This window comes from Isoptericola chiayiensis (genome assembly GCF_013149805.1).
GTDB classification, from domain to species: Bacteria; Actinomycetota; Actinomycetes; order Actinomycetales; family Cellulomonadaceae; genus Isoptericola; species Isoptericola chiayiensis.
In genome coordinates this window covers 355,346-372,274 of record NZ_JABEZT010000001.1, presented here as the reverse complement: position 1 = coordinate 372,274, position 16,929 = coordinate 355,346, and the positions used below count along the sequence as shown (strand labels likewise).

The window sequence follows — 16,929 nt, the reverse complement described above, 5'->3', positions numbered from 1 at the left end:
ACCTGCGGTGACGCGCAGCAGACTGGCTGCGGGCGCCCGACCGGGCGGCTCCGGAGCCACCGCGTCGAGGGGAAGCCGATGTCGCAGCACGTAGGATCCGACACGGCGTCTGCCCGCCCTGCGTGGGCCGGGCTCGAACGTTCGGCGGCCGCCCAAGCGCGCCTGCACGAACTCGTTCCGGGCGGGGCGCACACCTACGCGCGTGCCTCCGACCAGTACCCGGAAGGCATGGCGCCGGTGCTCGCTCGAGGTGCAGGTGCTCATGTCTGGGACATGGACGGCAACGAGTACGTCGAGTACGGGATGGGACTGCGGAGCGTCACGCTCGGCCATGGCTACCGACCTGTCGTCGATGCGGTCGCCGCCGCTGTCGCGGACGGGGTGAGCTTCTCGCGACCGACGACATGGGAACTCGATGCTGCCGAGGCGTTCTGTGCCCAGGTGCCCGGCGCCGAGATGGTGAAGTTCGCCAAGAACGGTTCCGACGCGACCACTGCGGCCGTCCGGCTGGCCCGAGCCGCGACGGGACGTGAGGTGGTTGCCGTCTGCACGGACCAGCCCTTCTTCTCGACCGACGACTGGTTCATCGGCACCACACCGATGGATGCCGGCATCCCTAGGGCGGTCAGCGGTCTGACCGTCAGGTTCCGGTACGGAGATCTCGCAGGTACGGCATCGCTGCTCGCGGAACGCCGCGGAGAGATCGCAGCTCTCGTGCTCGAGGCGGCGACCGCCCAACTCACGCCACCACCTGGCTACCTCGAGGGGCTTCGGGCGCTCTGCGATCGAGAGGGTGTCGTCCTTGTCTTCGACGAGATCATCACGGGTATGCGCTGGGCCGCAGGAGGTGCTCAGTCGGTCTACGGCGTCACGCCCGACCTGTCTACATGGGGCAAGGCCATGGGGAACGGCTTCGCCGTCTCAGCCCTGGCCGGTCGTCGCGAGTTGATGGAGCTCGGGGGTCTTGCGACCGACGAGCGACGCGTGTTCCTGCTCTCCACCACAAACGGTGCGGAGACCGGCGGTTTGGCCGCCTGGCTCGCGGTCCGCCGCACCTACGAAAGCCGAGACGTGCCGGCGGTTCTGGCGGAGCGCGGACGGCGGCTTCGCACCGGAGTCGAGCAGGTCGTGGACGCCGCGGGGCTCTCGGCCCACGTCACGGTTTCCGGACATCCCGCATGCCTGGTGTTCGGAACGCTGGACGCGACCCGCAAGGCATCGCAGGCCTACCGAGCGTTGTTCCTGTCCGAACTCCTCCGAGGGGGAGTTCTCGCTCAGTCGTTCGTCGTCTCGGCGGCGCACACAGACGCCGACCTCGACCGGACGGTGGACGCGGTCGGTCGAGCGCTCCCGATCTACGAGGCTGCGCTCGACGCCGGTTCGACCGATAGATTCCTCGTCGGCGCTCCCGTCGCTCCAGCGCTGCGAGAGCGCGCCGCACCACGCCGCCTCCGTCACGACACCGACTCCATTCGACGCCCCGGAGGTGCACGATGAAGGTCGTCCTGTTCTGCGGCGGTCTGGGCATGCGCATGCGGTCCGGCTCGGACTCGTTGCCGAAGCCGATGATGCCGATCGGAACCCGGCCCGTCCTGTGGCACATCATGAAGTACTACGCACACTTCGGGCACACGGAGTTCATCCTGTGCCTGGGGCACGGGGCCAACGCGGTCAAGGACTACTTCCTGAACTACTCGGAGACGCACTCGAACGACTTTGTCCTCACCAAGGGTGGCGACCAGATCGAGTTGCTGTCGAGCGACATCAGCGAGTGGCGCATCACCTTCGTCGACACCGGCATCGACACCGCGATCGGTGAACGACTGCGCCGCGTGCGTCAGTATCTCGACGACGACGACGTGTTTCTCGCCAACTACGGTGACGTCCTGACGGACGCCCCGATGAACGCCATCATCGACGAGTTCGTGAAGACTGACGCGGTCGGGACCTTGCTGGCGGTCGCCCCTCAGGACTCGTTCCACGTGGTGCGTTTTGACGAGGACGGCTGGATGCGTGACCTCGAGCCCGTCGCGCATATGAGCATGTGCATCAACGGAGGCTACTTCGTCCTCCGGCAGGGGATCTTCGACTTCCTCGACGAGGGGGAGGACCTCGTCATGGACGCGTGCGTGCGCGCCGCCCGTGCCGGCCGGTTCAGAGTGCACCCCCACCCCGGCTTCTGGGCGCCCATGGACACGCTCAAGGAGCGCTCCGCGCTCGAGGAGATGAACCGCACGGGTGATCGGCCCTGGGCCGTCTGGGACCGTGCGTCTCAGCATCGGCCGCGCCGCGCGCCGGAGGTCCGGGTACCGGAAGTAGTCGGACGAACCCGTGGTGCGTGACATACGGCCACCGGCTCGTCCCCGTGTAGCCCTGCTGGGGCAGTTCGGCATCGGCAACCTCGGCAACGAAGCGTCGCTCGACGCCATGCTCGACGTCCTCGGCGAGGACGCGGAGCTGGTGATCGTCACCGAGAAGCCTGACGTCGTCCGGCGTGACCGAGGCATCTCGACGGTCTCCGTCACCGACCCGCACGCTGTCCGTGGCGGGTGGCGAGGAGCGTGGGGAAAGTTGCGCGACCTGGTGTGGGCGTGGCGGCGGGTCGGTGAGGTCGACGCCGTGGTCGTGCCTGGGACCGGGCTGTTGGAGGGGGCGGCGATCCGAGCGACGGCGATCCCGCTGACCCTGGCGTGGTACGGGGTCGCTGCGCGGTGTCGTCATCGCCCGTTCCACCTGGTCTCGATCGGCGTCGACGACGGCGGCAGCCGGTTGACGCGGGCACTGTTCGGCGCGGTGCTGAGGTTCGCCACGTCGGTGACGGTGCGGGATCGCGGTTCTGCGGAACACGTCGCGAGGCTCGCAGGCGCTCGACCTCCCGTCGTCCCGGACCTGGTGCTCTCGGGCAAGCCGCTGGGCGCCAGGGGCGACGCGGGAGGGTGGACGGTCGCCCTCGGTGTGATCGACACGAACGGGACGGGAACGGTCGAGGCCTCGTGGGACCGGGACGACTATCTGGGCAGGATCTGCCTGGTCGCGCGCCGGCTCGAGGAGGCCGGGACGACGGTCCTGGTGGTCGGTGGGGCAGGGCTGGACGACACGATCGCCGAGGAGGTGGTCGCTCGTGTCGACCGTGCTGCCGTCGTCCGAGCTCCCGCGGACACTCTCGACGAGTTGGCCGAGTGGTTCGCCGGCTGTCGCGTCGTCGTCGCAGCGCGTTACCACAACCTGGTCACGGCGGTGCGCGCCGGGCTCCCGGTCGTGTCTCTGGGGTACGCGAGGAAGCAGCAGTGGCTGGTGGACGACCTCGGAGCGCCCGAGAGAGCGCACGACGTCGCCGGATTCGACCCCGACCTCGTCGCGGAACAGGTCCTCGAGATGCTGAGGGAGGGGAACGCCTGGCATTCAGCGCACACCGACACGGTGCGATGGACGGGCCGGGCACGCGCCCTGCTCGAGGCGCAGGCAGACGATCTCCGGCGCGACCTGGGACTCAGCCGGTACCCGACGCAACTGGAGACGAAGCGGTGAAGCCGTTGACAACGGGGCCCGGCCCGATCCACGTCATCGGGCTGGCAGCGCACCCGGACGACCTAGAGATCGGCTGCGGCGGGACGTTGCTCCGCCTGGGGGCGCGCCCGGGGGCCTCGGCCGCGTTCCTCACTCTCACGGGGTCCAGTGAGAGGACCGAAGAGGCGCGCCGAGCTGCCGCCGCGGTGTGGCCCGGTGCTCGCTCCACGTTCGCCGGGTTGCCGGACGGTCGGCTGCCCGGCCACTGGGACGCGGTGAAGCAGACGTTGCACGACTTCGCGGCCTCGACACCGCCTCCCGACGTCGTCCTGGCGCCCCGATACGACGACGCCCACCAGGACCACCGGTTGCTGGGTCGCCTCGTCACGACGGTGTGGCGGGACGCGCTGGTGCTTCACTACGAGATCCCGAAGTGGGACGGAGACCTCGGCCGTCCCAGCACCTATGTCCGGCTGTCGAAGGAGGTCGCGCTCCGTAAGCTCGAGATCCTCGACGAGTGCTATCCCTCGCAGGTGGGCCATGACTGGTGGGACCGTGAGACGTTCGGCGGGCTGATGAGGATGCGCGGAATCGAATGCAGGTCGCACTATGCGGAGGCTTTCGTGGTACCGAAGGCGGTGATCGACCTGTGACGGGCCGGGGTCCGGCCGTGACGGTCGGCGTACCGGTGTGGAACGGCGAGAGATACCTTGCCGAGGCGCTCACGGCCCTCCAGGAACAAGAGCTTGAGAACATCCAGGTCGTTGTCTCGGACAATGGTTCTACGGACGGCACGCTCGAGATCGCCCGCTCGTTCGCCGCCGAGGACGACCGTTTCACGGTGCTGACGACAGAGGTCAATCGTGGCGTGACGTGGAACTTCAATCGCGTTCTCCACGCGGCGGATGCGCCCCTGTTCATGTGGAACGCAGCCGACGACCTGGTGCGGCCGGGTCATCTTGTGTCCTGTCGGTCGGCTCTGGACTCCCATCCCGACGCGACGATCGCCTTCTCGCGAGTTGTTCTCATCGGGGCTGACGGCGAGCGTCTCGGTGAACGGGACGACGAGGACCTCGACTTCATGTCCCTCGGACCGGTCGAGCGGTTGCACGAGTTCTTCGTCCGGCAGGCCTATCAGGTGATCGGATACGGCGGCGTGTTTCGCTCCGACGTGCTGCGGTCCATGGGCGGGCACCCTGATTTCTACGGCGGTGACATGGCGCTCGCGGTACGGATGGCACTGCGGGCTCCTTGGATCCAGGTTCCCGACCAACTCTTCTGGGCGAGGAACCACGAGGAGCAGACCAACAAGCTCCAGGCCTCCGACCCGGTGCGGCAGACCCGCGCGTACCGGGAGCACCGTCGACGTCTCGCGTTTCCCCAGTGGTACCTGAACCACCGGCTCCTCGCGGAAGCGGTGCTCGCTCCGTTGCCCGCCGCGGAACGCGCTCGTGCGGTCCGGGTCGTGCTGCGGGACTGGACCGTCGAGAACTGGCGCTTCTTTCCCTACGACCTCAAGAGGAACGCTCAGCTCGTTCGCCGTGGCGCTGGCCGTTCACCCGCCTGATCGCTGCTCGCAAGGGTGCATGTGGAGCGAATCGCACTGCCCACACCACCTCGGCCCACGCCGCGGCCGGGCGGTGCTCGCCCAGGGCTGACCGCGCGGCGCGACCCGCCGACCAGATCGCAAAGCGGTCGTTCGCCTGCTGAGACTCGACCAGGGCGCTGACGAGCTCGGACTCCCCGCGCGCGGACGACTGTTCCAGGTGCCGGGCGACGACACCGCGAATCGCCGTCGCGAGGTCGCGATGCCGGCGTGTCGCGTTGCCTCGATGGCGTCGGTAAGAGACCAGTGAACGACTCCCGACCATCGCGACACCACCGTGCGCAGCAAGCCGGAACACGAGGTCCAGGTCCTCGGCCAGGCGCAGCGACTCGTCGAATCCTCCGACGGCTCGGAACGCGTCCGCCCTGACCACGGAGTTGGGGAGCATGATGCCGGTTCGTCGTCGGTAGACATCCGACGTCGTCGAGATCGGAATCTGGTCCGCGGAAGCTATCGTTCTCCCTTCGTCGTCCACGGAGCGCATCCGGGAGTAGGTGAGCGCGAGTCCTGGGTCGGCACGCATGGCGCGGGTGTGGGCCTCGAGACGTTCGGGCTCCCACACGTCGTCGTCGTCCAGGAAGGCAATGAGGTCGCCCCGGACGACGCGGGCACCGATGTTGCGCGCACGCGCCGGGCCGCCTCCTGGTGTCCTGACCACCCTGGCCCGTGGAGGCGCGCCGGGCAGGTCTTCGGGTCCGAACTCCCGCGGCCCTCCGTCGTCGACGATGACGAGCTCGAGGTACTCGGTGCTCTGCCGGCAGGCCGATGCGAGAGTCTCGGCCAGGAACGGATTGTCGGCACCGCGATTGGTGGCGAGCACGACGGAGATGCCGACGGTGGTCATCCGGGCGCTCCTGCGGGCCGGATCGACCTCAGGAGCGTGTCCAGCTCGGCGGACGCGACGGCCCAGTCCCGGCCTTCGGCACGGGCACGGGCTCGTGATCGAGCGGCCTCCAACGTCCGTGGATCCTCGGCGAGGCGTTCGAGCGCGTCGGCAAGTGCTCTCGCGTCGCCGGCGTCGACGAGAGCCCCGGCGTCACCCACCACCTCAGGGATGCCACCGACCGCGGATGCCACGATCGCCGCGCCCGCGGCCATGCCCTCTAGCACGGTCAGAGGACAGGGGTCAGGCCAGACGGAGGGAACGACGACCACGTCGGCTGTGGCCAGAAGCCCGGGCACCTCCGGGCGGGGAACGAAGGGCAGCACGGTCGCGCGGCGACCGATGCGGTCGGCCCGGGCCCTGACCTGCCGCTCGTAGGAGGTGAGTGGGGCCGTCGCAGAGAAGCCGGCGCTGCCGACGACAGTGGCCCGGATGTCCGCGCGGTCCAGCAGCTCGACGGCCTGCAGGAGGATGTCAGGCCCCTTGTCCGGGATCGTGCGGCCGACGAAGACCACGTGGAGCTCGCCCTGGCCCTTCGGAAAGGCGGGCCCAGGCCGGAACCGTGCGGTGTCGACACCGTTGCGGATGACGTGCACGCGGTCGCGCAGCGCGCGCGGTAGCCGGTCCGCCGTGCGCTCGGCGAGGAAATCGCTCACGCAGACGACGGCGCCCACGTCGCCGATCACGCGCCCCGCCTCGCGCTGGGTGTACGTGCGGAACAGCTCGTTATGGGCGTACAGGACCGGAGTGTGTGGACGTGCGACCAGGCCGACCGCCTGGGGCGCGTTGTGCAGGATCACGACGGATGGCTCCCACCGGTCCTGGTCCGCCAGAGCGGCCGCCCACGGCCCGGCCGTCGAGCGGGCGAGGCCCAGAGGCGCCCGAAGGACGTCGAGCCGGCGGTTCCATGCACCGGGGTCTGCGACCGGCTCGTACTCGTCGATGGTCGCGTCGTCGTAGCGGTCGGCGTACGTCCCGCGGGCGACCCGGACCGTGGCGCGGCCGCCTCGCATGCTGGAGTTCAGCCCGTGCACCACCGTAGGTACGGCGCTTCCGGTCCGCGGGGAGTAGTGGTCGCCCGGTGTGATGACATGAACGGTTCGCCTCATGCAAGGGCCTCGTCGTGGTGCGCCGGGCCCAGGACGTCCTGGTAGACGTCCTCGACGCGGTCGGTGACCGCCTGCCACGAGTGGATGACCACGGAAGCACGGCCGGCAACGCCGATGCGGTGTCGAGTCGCGGGGTCGGTGATCCGGCCAAGGGCGCGGGCGAAGTCCTCGGACTGTTCGGGGTCGATCAGCAATCCCGTGACGTCGTCGTCGACGATCTCTGCGACACCGCCACGGTTGGTGGCCACCACGGGGACCCCGGCGCGCATCGCCTCGAGCACGACGATCCCGAAGGCCTCGGAGCGACTCGGGACGACGAGCGCGTCGGCGCGCGCCATCACGGCCACCACGGCGCCGCGATCGAGCGTTCCGGTCCAGTGGACGCTGCCCTGCACGCCGAGGTCCTGCGCCAGCTGTTTGACGGCGCTCACCAGTGGACCGTCTCCCGCACACACCAGGCTCAGGTCCGCGGCGATGTCGCCCGTCGCACGTGCACGCGCGAACGCGCGGACCAGGAGGTCGAAGCCCTTCACGCGGTCGACGCGACCGAGAGCGAGGAGGTAGCGGTCCGGCAGGTCGTCCGGTGGCGAGCCCTCCGCTTCGTCCGTGTCGACCCCGTTGCCCACGACGGTGGCGCGCCCCGGGGCGAAACCGAAGCGAGCGAGGTCGGCCGCGGCGTACGCGGAGCAGGCCGTGACGGCGGCGGATCGTGCGAGGGAACGTCGCAGCGCGTACCGTTGCAGGGCGGAGACGCCGAAGGCGTCGTCGGCATCCCCGCTGGTCTCACCGTGGACTCCGACGACGAGGGGACGGCGACGCACCGCAGCCAGCGCCGTGGCCCAGGGACCGTTCGGCCCGTAGCACTGGACGTGAACGATGTCAGGCCGATCTGCCCGTGCCGCAGACGCCCAGGACCGCCATGCGGATGGAAAGGCCGCGAGGAACCGGGCTACGCCTCTGATGGACCTCGTGGGCAGGGGAGCCGGAAGGTACCGGACGTGGACGCCGGGCACGGCCTCGTCGACCCCGGTCGTCTCGTCGCCCCGGTCGACCGCCCAGACGGCGACCCGATGACCGCGTCGCTCGAGCTCCGCCGCCAGTCGTCGCACGTGCTCCTCGACCCCGCCTGGGCGGGGCCAGAAGGAACTCGTGACGAGTGCGATGGAGGCCACCTGGTGATCGTAGGGAGTCCACCCTCCGATCGGTCCGGAGAAGCGCAGATCTCACCCGCTCGAGCCGCCAATTCGCCCCCGACGACCAGCCGGTGCGCACCACAATGGTCCCGTGGAGCCCGTTCTGACCCTTGCTTCGTTCGCTTCGGCGCTGCCCATGGGGCCCCAGACCTATGAGGAGAACATCGCCTCCCGCGCCCAGGCGGCCGTCGGCGACGGCGTGCGCGTCGAGCGCGCGCTCGTGCGGTCCTTGCGATCGGAGCTTCCGGGGACTGCCCGCCTGCCCGGCGCGGTGCTGCGCGGCACCGCGCCGGGTGCGCGACGGGCGGCCGGCCATTGGCTCTACCGCGGCTCAGCCGTCGTGCATCGGATGGGGCTGTCGATGCCACCGGCACCGGTTCCCGAGGTGGTCACCGTGCACGACACGGTATCGTGGCTGTTCCCCGACGAGGCCGCACCGGAGCCGTTCGCCGCTGAAGAGACGAGGCGTGCGGAGGCGGTGATCGCCGTCTCGAAGTTCTCGGCGGACGACATTGCGGAGCGTTTCGGGTTGGACGGCGTCCATGTCGTCCACAACGGCGTGGCTCAGCGCTACTTCCGGATCCCGCCCCTGTCGGAGGAGAAGCGCACCGACCTGGGCATCCGGGGACGCTTCGTCCTGCACGCCGGTGGTGCCACGGCCCGCAAGAACCTGGAGGGGCTCGCGTCGGCCTGGACCCGTGTCCGCAGCGCGTGCCCGGACGTCCAGCTCGTGATGTGCGGGCCGCCGGCCGAGCGGCGAGACCGTCTCTTCGGGCCGCTCGACGGGGTCGTACGGCTGGGTCGCGTACCCGACGACGTCCTACCGGGACTCATGGCCGCAGCGTCCGCCGTCGTCGTTCCCTCCCTGCACGAGGGCTTCGGGCTACCGGCGCTCGAGGCAATGGCCTGTGGCGTGCCCGTCGTCGCTGCCGACCGTGCGGCCCTCCCGGAGGTGTGCGGAGGCGCCGCGTGGCTCGTCGAGCCGGACGGCCCCGGGATCGCCGACGGGCTGGTACACGTCCTCGAGGACGGCCCTGGGGTGTCGGAACGCGTGTCGGCAGGCCGGGTGCACGCCAGTGGCTTTACCTGGGAGGCGAGCGCGGCCGGGCACGCCCGTGTCTGGCGCACCTTGATGGGTGGATCGCTCGGGTGAAACTGCCACTTCACCCGGTCACCGCATGGGCTGGCGCCGACGGGCGGGACTAGTCTCCAAGCGTGTCCGCCTCCACTCCAGCTGTGTCCGTCCGTGGACTCGGCAAGACCTACCGCATCGGTAGTGCCGGCCACCGTCCGACGACGGCGGTCGAGGCGATCATGGCGCGGTTGCGGAGCCCGTGGGCGAAGTCGCGGTTCACCGAGTTCGACGCGCTCGACGGAGTTGATCTGGACGTCCCGTGGGGCGAGGCGCTCGGGATCGTGGGGCGGAACGGTGCGGGCAAGTCCACGCTACTCAAGCTGCTGACACGGGTGACGGCTCCCACCCGCGGTCGGATCGAGCTCCACGGACGCATGGGGAGCCTGCTCGAGGTCGGCACCGGCTTTTCGGGGGAGCTGACCGGACGGGAGAACATTTACCTCAACGGCGCGATCCTGGGGATGACGCGCAAGGAGATTCGGTCCTCGTTCGACGAGATCGTCGACTTCTCGGGCGTCGCGAAGTTCCTCGACACCCCGGTGAAGCGCTACTCGTCCGGCATGTACGTGCGTCTCGCCTTCTCCGTGGCCGCCCACCTCCGAACGGAGATCCTCGCGATCGACGAGGTGCTCGCCGTGGGGGACGCAGAGTTCCAGCGCAAGTCGTTGGCGAAGATGCGCGACGTCGCCAAGGACGGACGCACGGTTCTTTACGTGAGCCACCTCGTCCAGACGGTCACCGCACTGTGCACCAGCGCCGTCTACCTCGACCGCGGGCGGCTCACGTACGCCGGCTCGGTCGACGGTGCGCTCGACGTCTACCGGCGTAGCTTCGAGCAGTTTGCGATGGAGCAGCAGGATCCGGAGAGGAGGCCTGGCACGGGGACGCTGCGCGCGAGTTCGTTGATCCCGGCGTCCGACGTCTTCGACCCGGCAGAAAGCAAGCGGTTCGTCCTCGGCGTCGGCTCGAACCCGGATCTCGTCGGCTCGTACTTCGTCTCCATCCACGTCAACGATGCCAGCGGCGCGGTGGTCGCCCAGTGCGACTCGCGCGCGGTGGGCGGCTGGTACGAGGCGAGCAAGGAGCAGGAGATCCAGCTGACGCTGCGCGCGCCCTGGTTGAAGCCGGGGCGCTACACAGTGGACGCCTTCGTCTGTCAGACGGGAGTGCTCGACGCCTGGGAGGGAGCATCGGCCTTCGAGGTGCTCCCGGCGACCCCGTACCCCGAGATGACGCTCGACGAAGCGACGGCGCAGGGAGTCGTGCTCGCCGACTACGACTACGAGGGGCGGTGACATGGCGACCATCGTGATCACACCCCCGGGACGCCTTGGGCTGCCCCGATGGCGCGAGTTGTGGGCGGCGCGGGAGGTTCTTCTCCGCTTCGGTCTGCGGGACATCCTGCTGAGGTACCGGCAGACCGCTGTCGGTGTGGCGTGGGTCGTCGTCCAACCGTTGCTCGGTGCAGGGATCTTCGCGCTGGTCTTCGGTACCGTCGCCGATCTGCCGACCAACGGTGTGCCCTACTTTCTCTTCAGCTTCATGGGCATGCTTGCCTGGAACCTGTTCAGCCAGACGATCGCTCGGTCCTCGGCCTCGCTGGTGGCCAACCAGGCTCTCGTGGCGAAGGTCTTCTTCCCACGGTTGCTGGTGCCCTTGTCGAGTGCGCTGGGCGTGCTCCTCGACTATGCCGTGGCGCTCGGATTGGGCGTCGTCCTGCTGATCGTGTACGGGGTCAGCCCGGGGTGGGCAGTCCTGCTCCTGCCGGTCTGGACGATGCTCCTGCTCATGGTCGCGCTCGGGGTCGGGGTTGCCGCCGCCGCGATCCAGGTCAAGTATCGGGACGTCGGCTACGTGATGCCGTGGCTGCTGCAGATGGGCCTCTACGCGACTCCGGTCGCCTACTCGCTCGAGGCGCTCGAGGGATCGCCCGAGGCCGTCCAGTGGCTCTTCACAGCCAACCCTCTGACCTGGTTCCTCGAGGCGTTCCGATGGTCGCTCCTCGGTCAGGCGGCGCCTCCGCTGTGGCAGATCGTAGGAATGGTCGGTGCTGCGCTGCTCGTGCTTCTCGGCGGGACCTTGGTCTTTCAGCGCTACGAGCGACAGTTCGCGGACGTGATCTGATGCGCGCCAATGCCTACGTTCTCGCCGCTGACCCCCACTTCCTGGCGGCGAGCATCAGGTCGTACTACGACCGGGTGGAGCGGATCATTGTGTCGTACGACCGCAGCTCGACGTCGTGGACCGGAACGAGGCTTCCCGTCGACCAGTGCCTCACGATCATCAAGTCGGTCGATGTTGACGGCAAGTGTGTTCTCGCCCCCGGCGATTTTTGGCAGCCCGGCGAGGAACCGATTGCCAACGACACCTACCAGCGGCAGGTGGCGCTCGATCAGGCCGGGGAGGGCGTCGACTGGGTCCTGCAACTGGACACCGACGAAGTGATGGTGTCTCCCGACACCTTTTTCCGCATGGTGGAGCGCGCCGAGGCGGTGGGTGCCGACGCCCTCGAGTATCCCGCGCGCTGGCTCTACGCCAGGGTGGGCGACGTTCCCGGCGGTGGGCGATATCTGGAGGCGTCGACCCGCTTCTGGCGTCCTGCTGCAAGCTTTCCTGGCCCGCTCGCCATCCGTCCTGGTGTCACGTTGGACTGCGCGCGGCAGGCCTCTACCGCGGTGTCCTACAGGGTCGACATCCGGCCGTGGCACACGGATCGCGTCCAGGGTTACCAGCGCCTCGTCCATGATGTGGTCGGTGTGGACGACGCCGTCGTCCACTACTCGTGGGTGCGCCCGGACGATCAGATGCGCAGGAAGTTCGGGTGGTCCGGCCACGCAGCCACGTACTCACGTCCCGCGGTCTACCAGCGATGGGTGGAGCGCGCGCAGCGCCCTTGGAGAGCCGTCATGGCAACGCCATTCCGCAGGCATCCCGCCTGGCTGCGGCTCGTCACCATAAGACCGGAGGCGGAGGATGTCTGAGGCGCGTAACCAGCCGGACCGTCTCACGGTGAGTGTGGTGGTGCCGACGTATCGACGTCCCGAGTTCGTACGGGAATGTCTTCGACATCTCTCAGCGCTGCGGACGCCGCCCACCGAGGCCCTGGTGGTGGATGCATCGCCGGACGACCGCACTCGCGCCGTCGTCGGAGAGTGGCCGGGTGTCACTTATCTGCGGAACGATCTCGGCGCGAGCACCACGCCGGAGTCCCGGAATATCGGCCTGCAGGCGGCCACGGGTGACGTCGTCGCCTTCGTCGACGACGACGCCTACGTCGATCCGGACTGGTTGGACGAGTTGATCAGCTGCTATGCCGACCCTGAGGTCTTCGGTGTCGGCGGGCGTATCGTCAACGGCCAGTCGGGGGAGGACCGCGAAGGGCTGGACCGCATCGGGAGACTCCTGCCGGACGGTCGGCTCATGGGGTACTTTGCCGCCGATCCTGGTCGGGTGATCGACGTAGACCACCTCTTGGGCGCCAATATGTCCTTTCGCCGGGCTGCGCTCTCCGACGTCGGAGGAGTCCACGGAGGCTACCCCGGCCCCTGCATCTGCGAAGAGACGGACATCTCGCTCCGGCAGCGTGCTCTGGGTCGACGCCTGGTCTTCAACCCGCGTGCGGTGGTGCGCCACGTCTCGGCTCCCTACGCGATCAAAGGAGATCGCTTTGACCGACGGTGGCACTTCTACGCCCGCCGAAATCAGCAGGCGATGTTCATCCGCGTCTTCGGGCTGGGGTCGCCTTACCCCGCGCGCCTGGCCGGCACCCTCCTCCGCGAGCTCAAGATGCGCTGCGCCTACGTGGCGAGGGCGCTCGCGGGTCGGGTCCCAGAACTGGACCACCGTGGGAGGCTGCGTTCGCCCGCCATTGTTCTTCGCTCGGTGATCGAACTGAGCGGTCTCGTCGTCGGCACCGCCGCCGGCATCCCACAACGCCGGTCGGAACTACAGGAGAAGCAATGACCAGGTCGAAGACGGGGCGTTTTGGCGTCCGCAGCCCGTTGCGCCTGGCGGCCGCACTCTGCCTCGCGCTCGTCGCGAGCATCGGGGTGACCGGACCCGCGGCTGCCGCGGACCAGTGGTCGGGCTCGTCCAGTGCGCTGAGCCTCGACTGCACCGGCACCCCGTGCCCCTGGGGACAGCACCTCAGTGGGCAGGCCGTGGCATGGCCCGCAGACTTCGACGCGGTCGTCGGCCGCCTCGGCTACACCGCGAGCGCTCCGGCGTACCTTCCTGCCCAGCAGGCGAACGGTCTGAGGATCACGGTGCTGAGCGGGCAGGCCCAGCTCACGGCCGGTCGTCCGGATGCGGCGAACCACCGGAGCTATGCCCTCGGATCGGGTCAGAGCATCGTCGTCTCCGGCCTCGCCTCGGACGAGGTGCTCGCGGTACAGGGCAGTTCGACGTTCTCGTGGGAGATTCGACGAGACGGTGCGTCGCCGTCGCCGTCGCCGTCGCCGAGCGTTCCCCCGACGCCCTCCCCGACGCCTTCGCCCTCTCCGACGCTTTCGCCCTCTCCGACGCCCTCCCCGACGCCTTCGCCCTCTCCGACGCCCTCCCCGTCGCCGGAGCCGGGCGTGGGGACAACCTGGGAGGGCACGTCGGCAAGTGCCTCGCTAGAGTGCCAGCTCGCGGGTTGCCCCTGGGGTCCTGTGCTCTCCGGACAGGGATTGGTCTGGCCGGAGTCGCTTGAGGCAGGGTTCGCGGGCCAGAGCGGCTACACGGCCTCCAAGCGCGTGTACCTCGACGGTGAGGTCGCCGAAGGCCTCTCTATCACTCTGACCGAGGGCACCGCGGCGATCTATGTAGGCCCTCCGGACGGGGCCCACGACCTGCGGGCGGTGCTCGTGCCGGGGTCTACACGACTCGTCACGGGGGCAGCGAGCGGGACCGTGGTGAGCGTCCAGGGCACGGCCCCGTTCTCGTACGAGCTGACGATGGACGCCGAGGTTCCCGGTGAGCCCTTGGACCCGACCGATCCGGTCGAGCCCGAGCCCACCGAGCCCTGCACCGACGTCACGGTATGCGATGTGGTGACGGCCGTCGAGTCGTCCTGGCAGTGCAATATCGAAGAGTGCCACGGTTCTCCGTGGGCGGGTGCTGCGATCTCGTGGCCCACCGGTACTGCGTACTCGAGTAACGACAGGCCTGGCGACGCATCCCGCACTGCGTTCGACGTGAACGGCCAGGAGCTGCACCCATACGCAGGCTCATGGATCGACGGGTGTCAGGTCGAGGTCGTGTGGGGCACGGTGCTCGTCGTGGAGTGGCGCCGGGGTGCGAACGACTGGCGCGAGACGCTGCTGTCGCCGGGCGACACCTACACCGTTGATCTCCGAGGAGACGAGGACGGCGCGCTCATCGAGGGGTACCCGTTCGGTTTCGGAGTACGGCTCACCACGTGCGACCCGCAACAACTCGCAGACCTGTGATCATCAGTCGACGCCGTTTCCTGGCCCTGGCAGGAGTGGTCTCGGGCACGACGCTGATCGCGTGCTGTTCGACTCCGGATCCAGAGGTTCCTGACGTGGCGCTCGAGCGCTGGACCGGCGGCGATCTGCCCCTGGTGGCGGGTGTCTCTGCGGACGGCCGGCGCCTGGTCGACGAGAACGGCTCGCCGTTGCTCGTGCTTGCGGACACGGTGTGGACCATGTCCGGTGTCTACACGGCCGAGCAGCTCGGGAAGTACTTCAGCGAGCGTCAGGCGCAGGGTTTCAATGCGGTCCAGACCTCCGCACTACCGTTTCATATCGACGGTTCAGGCAACCGTGTCGACGGTTGCATCGACGGGCAGCAAGCGTTCGTCGACGGCGACATCACGCGGTGGGACGAAGGGTACTGGACCCGGCTGGACACGCTTCTCGACGAAGCGAGCAAACGCGGCTTCTCCGTTCTCCTGGGAGCGATGGGCCCGCTGCTTGCCTACGGCATCGGTGACCCGGCCGAAAGCCGTGAGTTTGGCCGGATGCTGGGGGACCGGTACGGCGGCCGGCCCGGGATCATCTGGCTCTTCGGCGTCGACTACGCAAGCTCCGAGTGGGACCTCCTCGACCCGAGCCTTTTGGAATGCCTCGATGGCCTGCGGGACGCGGGTGCCGATCAGCCCGCCACCGTCCAGTACCACAACAACAGCTCGCTCTCCGTCGACAACGCCCGTTGGGGGGGACGCGTCGAGGTCCAGGCCGCCTACACGTATGCCCCCACCTACGCCGTCGTGCGCAAGGGGTACGAGCTCGCTGAGGGCCCGGTGGCGCTCGTCGAGTCCAACTTCGAGGACGAGAACAACACAGCTGGGCCGGACACCACTTCCGAGACGATCCGGCGGCAGGTGTTGTGGACCTACACGAGTGGGGGCGCCTATGCCGCCTACGGGCGGCGCGACGTCTGGCAGTCGCGGGGCGATTTCCTCGATGCCTTGGGGTCGACCGCCGTCGCGCAGCTGGGTCTGATCCGTGCCCGTGTCGAGACGCTCGACTGGTCCGCGTGGGTCCCTGACCTCGCTGGCGAGGTGCTCGTCGACGGGTCGGGGGAGGACGTCCGGAGCGGTTCGCAGCTCGACGGTACGGCCGACATGCTCGAGTCGGACTTTGCGACGTGCGCCGCGACGCCGGACCGGTCTCAGGTCGTGGTGTACCTCCCGACAGCCCGCCCGGTGCGGCTGGATCTCGGCGACAGCGAGGTCCATGCGGTTTGGTGGGACCCGACCACGGGGGCGGAGTCGGGGGTTCGCCCTGACGACTCGGGGTGGTTCGAACCTCCTGAGGGTCGGCATTCCGACGACGCCACCGATTGGCTACTCGTCGTGGACCGTGTCGCCGCTGGTTGATCGACGTAGCCCGTTCCTCGTGCCGGCTCAGTCGGGCCGGAGTCGCAACGCGTAGACGGTCATCGCCCCCCACGCTGCGACCAGGAATACCGACCCGAGGGTGTCACTCGGCCGGTGGGCATGTGTGGCCACGCTGGCGACCGCGGCGAGAAGGACGATCAACCCTGCCGAGTACGCGGTGACCGTGTCGTTCCAGGACGTGGGCCGCAGCCACCACGCGGCCAGGCAGAGGGCCGCGACTGCCGTGACATGCGTGCTCGGAAACGTGTTGTGCGCGTAGACCGGGTGGGCGAGCTCGGAAGGCCGACTGAGGAGGAGGTCGCGCAGCACCAGGCTGGATGCGATGGCGCACGGTATCGCCACCGCCGCGGCAACGACGCCGCGCCACCGCCGCCGCGCGACTCCGATCATGCCGAGAACTCCCACCGCTGCGGCGAGCAGGAACGGGAGAGCGCCGCGGATCACTCCCAAGGCCGCAGCGACGGCACTGGTGTCGGGAGTTCCGGCCCAGCCTGCGACCAGACCGAGTACAGCGCCGTCGACCGAACGTCCCGCTGGCGTGTGGACGGCCAGACCGTAGACGAGAGCGGCTCCGGCAGCTGCGAGCACGGCGCTGATCGGATCGCGCCATCCGGAGCTATTCCGACTCATTCGTCGATCGTCGCCCGGG

17 protein-coding genes are annotated in these 16,929 nt (G+C 68.9%); 12 read left to right on the top strand and 5 right to left on the bottom strand.

Annotated elements, in window-relative coordinates; all coding sequences use genetic code 11:
* Positions 1 to 78: 78 nt before the first annotated feature.
* The 5 genes from HDG68_RS01555 to HDG68_RS01535 are packed head-to-tail and all read left to right on the top strand — an operon-like array spanning position 79 to position 5,074.
* Complete coding sequence (locus tag HDG68_RS01555; RefSeq protein WP_172148617.1) at positions 79 to 1,497, top strand: glutamate-1-semialdehyde 2,1-aminomutase; 1,419 nt, start codon at positions 79 to 81, stop codon at positions 1,495 to 1,497.
* On the top strand, positions 1,494 to 2,342 hold the full coding sequence (locus tag HDG68_RS01550; RefSeq protein ID WP_172148615.1) for a sugar phosphate nucleotidyltransferase: 849 nt from the start codon (positions 1,494 to 1,496) through the stop codon (positions 2,340 to 2,342). The genes HDG68_RS01555 and HDG68_RS01550 overlap by 4 nt, the downstream gene beginning before the upstream one ends.
* A complete protein-coding gene (locus HDG68_RS01545) occupies positions 2,335 to 3,528 on the top strand; it encodes a polysaccharide pyruvyl transferase family protein (protein ID WP_172148613.1) in 1,194 nt (397 codons plus the stop codon). The genes HDG68_RS01550 and HDG68_RS01545 overlap by 8 nt, the downstream gene beginning before the upstream one ends.
* Positions 3,525 to 4,160 (top strand): PIG-L deacetylase family protein, encoded by a 636-nt coding sequence (locus HDG68_RS01540; protein ID WP_343037365.1) that lies wholly within the window; start codon positions 3,525 to 3,527, stop codon positions 4,158 to 4,160. The genes HDG68_RS01545 and HDG68_RS01540 overlap by 4 nt, the downstream gene beginning before the upstream one ends.
* 17 nt (positions 4,161 to 4,177) lie before the next feature.
* On the top strand, positions 4,178 to 5,074 hold the full coding sequence (locus HDG68_RS01535; protein WP_172148609.1) for a glycosyltransferase: 897 nt from the start codon (positions 4,178 to 4,180) through the stop codon (positions 5,072 to 5,074).
* Here the strand turns inward: HDG68_RS01535 and HDG68_RS01530 are convergent.
* The 3 genes from HDG68_RS01530 to HDG68_RS01520 all read right to left on the bottom strand — a co-directional run bounded on the left by HDG68_RS01530 (position 5,022) and on the right by HDG68_RS01520 (position 8,277).
* A complete protein-coding gene (locus tag HDG68_RS01530) occupies positions 5,022 to 5,957 on the bottom strand; it encodes a glycosyltransferase family A protein (protein ID WP_172148607.1) in 936 nt (311 codons plus the stop codon). The genes HDG68_RS01535 and HDG68_RS01530 overlap by 53 nt on opposite strands.
* Positions 5,954 to 6,796 carry a glycosyltransferase family 4 protein gene (locus HDG68_RS01525; protein ID WP_343037364.1) on the bottom strand — a complete coding sequence of 281 codons (843 nt, stop codon included), beginning with the start codon at positions 6,794 to 6,796 and terminating at the stop codon, positions 5,954 to 5,956. Before HDG68_RS01525 ends, HDG68_RS01530 begins: the two co-directional genes overlap by 4 nt.
* 305 nt (positions 6,797 to 7,101) lie before the next feature.
* Positions 7,102 to 8,277: a glycosyltransferase gene (locus HDG68_RS01520; RefSeq protein WP_172148605.1), complete on the bottom strand. Its 1,176-nt coding sequence runs from the start codon at positions 8,275 to 8,277 to the stop codon at positions 7,102 to 7,104.
* A gap of 112 nt (positions 8,278 to 8,389) precedes the next feature.
* Here HDG68_RS01520 and HDG68_RS01515 point away from each other — a divergent pair, with 112 nt between their 5' ends.
* The 5 genes from HDG68_RS01515 to HDG68_RS01495 all read left to right on the top strand — a co-directional run bounded on the left by HDG68_RS01515 (position 8,390) and on the right by HDG68_RS01495 (position 13,396).
* Positions 8,390 to 9,451 (top strand): glycosyltransferase family 4 protein, encoded by a 1,062-nt coding sequence (locus tag HDG68_RS01515; RefSeq protein WP_343037363.1) that lies wholly within the window; start codon positions 8,390 to 8,392, stop codon positions 9,449 to 9,451.
* An 83-nt stretch (positions 9,452 to 9,534) separates the two neighbouring features.
* Complete coding sequence (locus HDG68_RS01510) at positions 9,535 to 10,728, top strand: ABC transporter ATP-binding protein (RefSeq protein WP_216647869.1); 1,194 nt, start codon at positions 9,535 to 9,537, stop codon at positions 10,726 to 10,728.
* A gap of 1 nt (position 10,729) precedes the next feature.
* Positions 10,730 to 11,557, top strand: coding sequence for an ABC transporter permease (locus tag HDG68_RS01505; RefSeq protein WP_172148604.1), 828 nt, complete (start codon positions 10,730 to 10,732; stop codon positions 11,555 to 11,557).
* Complete coding sequence (locus HDG68_RS01500) at positions 11,557 to 12,414, top strand: glycosyltransferase family protein (RefSeq protein ID WP_172148603.1); 858 nt, start codon at positions 11,557 to 11,559, stop codon at positions 12,412 to 12,414. The genes HDG68_RS01505 and HDG68_RS01500 overlap by 1 nt, the downstream gene beginning before the upstream one ends.
* A 28-nt stretch (positions 12,415 to 12,442) precedes the next feature.
* Positions 12,443 to 13,396 (top strand): glycosyltransferase, encoded by a 954-nt coding sequence (locus HDG68_RS01495; RefSeq protein ID WP_172148602.1) that lies wholly within the window; start codon positions 12,443 to 12,445, stop codon positions 13,394 to 13,396.
* 379 nt (positions 13,397 to 13,775) lie between these two features.
* On the opposite strand, the gene HDG68_RS01490 is transcribed toward HDG68_RS01495, so the two are convergent.
* Positions 13,776 to 14,033, bottom strand: a complete 258-nt coding sequence (locus tag HDG68_RS01490) for a hypothetical protein (protein WP_172148601.1) — start codon at positions 14,031 to 14,033, stop codon at positions 13,776 to 13,778.
* 52 nt (positions 14,034 to 14,085) lie between these two features.
* Here HDG68_RS01490 and HDG68_RS01485 point away from each other — a divergent pair, with 52 nt between their 5' ends.
* Entirely contained in the window at positions 14,086 to 14,865 is a 780-nt protein-coding gene (locus HDG68_RS01485; RefSeq protein WP_172148600.1) for a hypothetical protein, read from the top strand.
* 95 nt (positions 14,866 to 14,960) lie between these two features.
* A complete protein-coding gene (locus tag HDG68_RS01480) occupies positions 14,961 to 16,259 on the top strand; it encodes an apiosidase-like domain-containing protein (protein WP_172148599.1) in 1,299 nt (432 codons plus the stop codon).
* A gap of 27 nt (positions 16,260 to 16,286) precedes the next feature.
* On the opposite strand, the gene HDG68_RS01475 is transcribed toward HDG68_RS01480, so the two are convergent.
* On the bottom strand, positions 16,287 to 16,910 hold the full coding sequence (locus HDG68_RS01475) for a phosphatase PAP2 family protein (protein ID WP_172148598.1): 624 nt from the start codon (positions 16,908 to 16,910) through the stop codon (positions 16,287 to 16,289).
* Positions 16,911 to 16,929 lie beyond the last annotated feature (19 nt).

Bases quoted from the DNA above. Each gene is read 5' to 3' on its own strand.
- HDG68_RS01550 (WP_172148615.1), top strand. From the start codon at position 1,494: ATGAAGGTCGTCCTGTTCTGCGGCGGTCTGGGCATGCGCATGCGGTCC.
- HDG68_RS01530 (WP_172148607.1), bottom strand. From the start codon at position 5,957: ATGACCACCGTCGGCATCTCCGTCGTGCTCGCCACCAATCGCGGTGCC.
- HDG68_RS01475 (WP_172148598.1), bottom strand. From the start codon at position 16,910: ATGAGTCGGAATAGCTCCGGATGGCGCGATCCGATCAGCGCCGTGCTC.
- HDG68_RS01500 (WP_172148603.1), top strand. From the start codon at position 11,557: ATGCGCGCCAATGCCTACGTTCTCGCCGCTGACCCCCACTTCCTGGCG.
- HDG68_RS01505 (WP_172148604.1), top strand. From the start codon at position 10,730: ATGGCGACCATCGTGATCACACCCCCGGGACGCCTTGGGCTGCCCCGA.
- HDG68_RS01555 (WP_172148617.1), top strand. From the start codon at position 79: ATGTCGCAGCACGTAGGATCCGACACGGCGTCTGCCCGCCCTGCGTGG.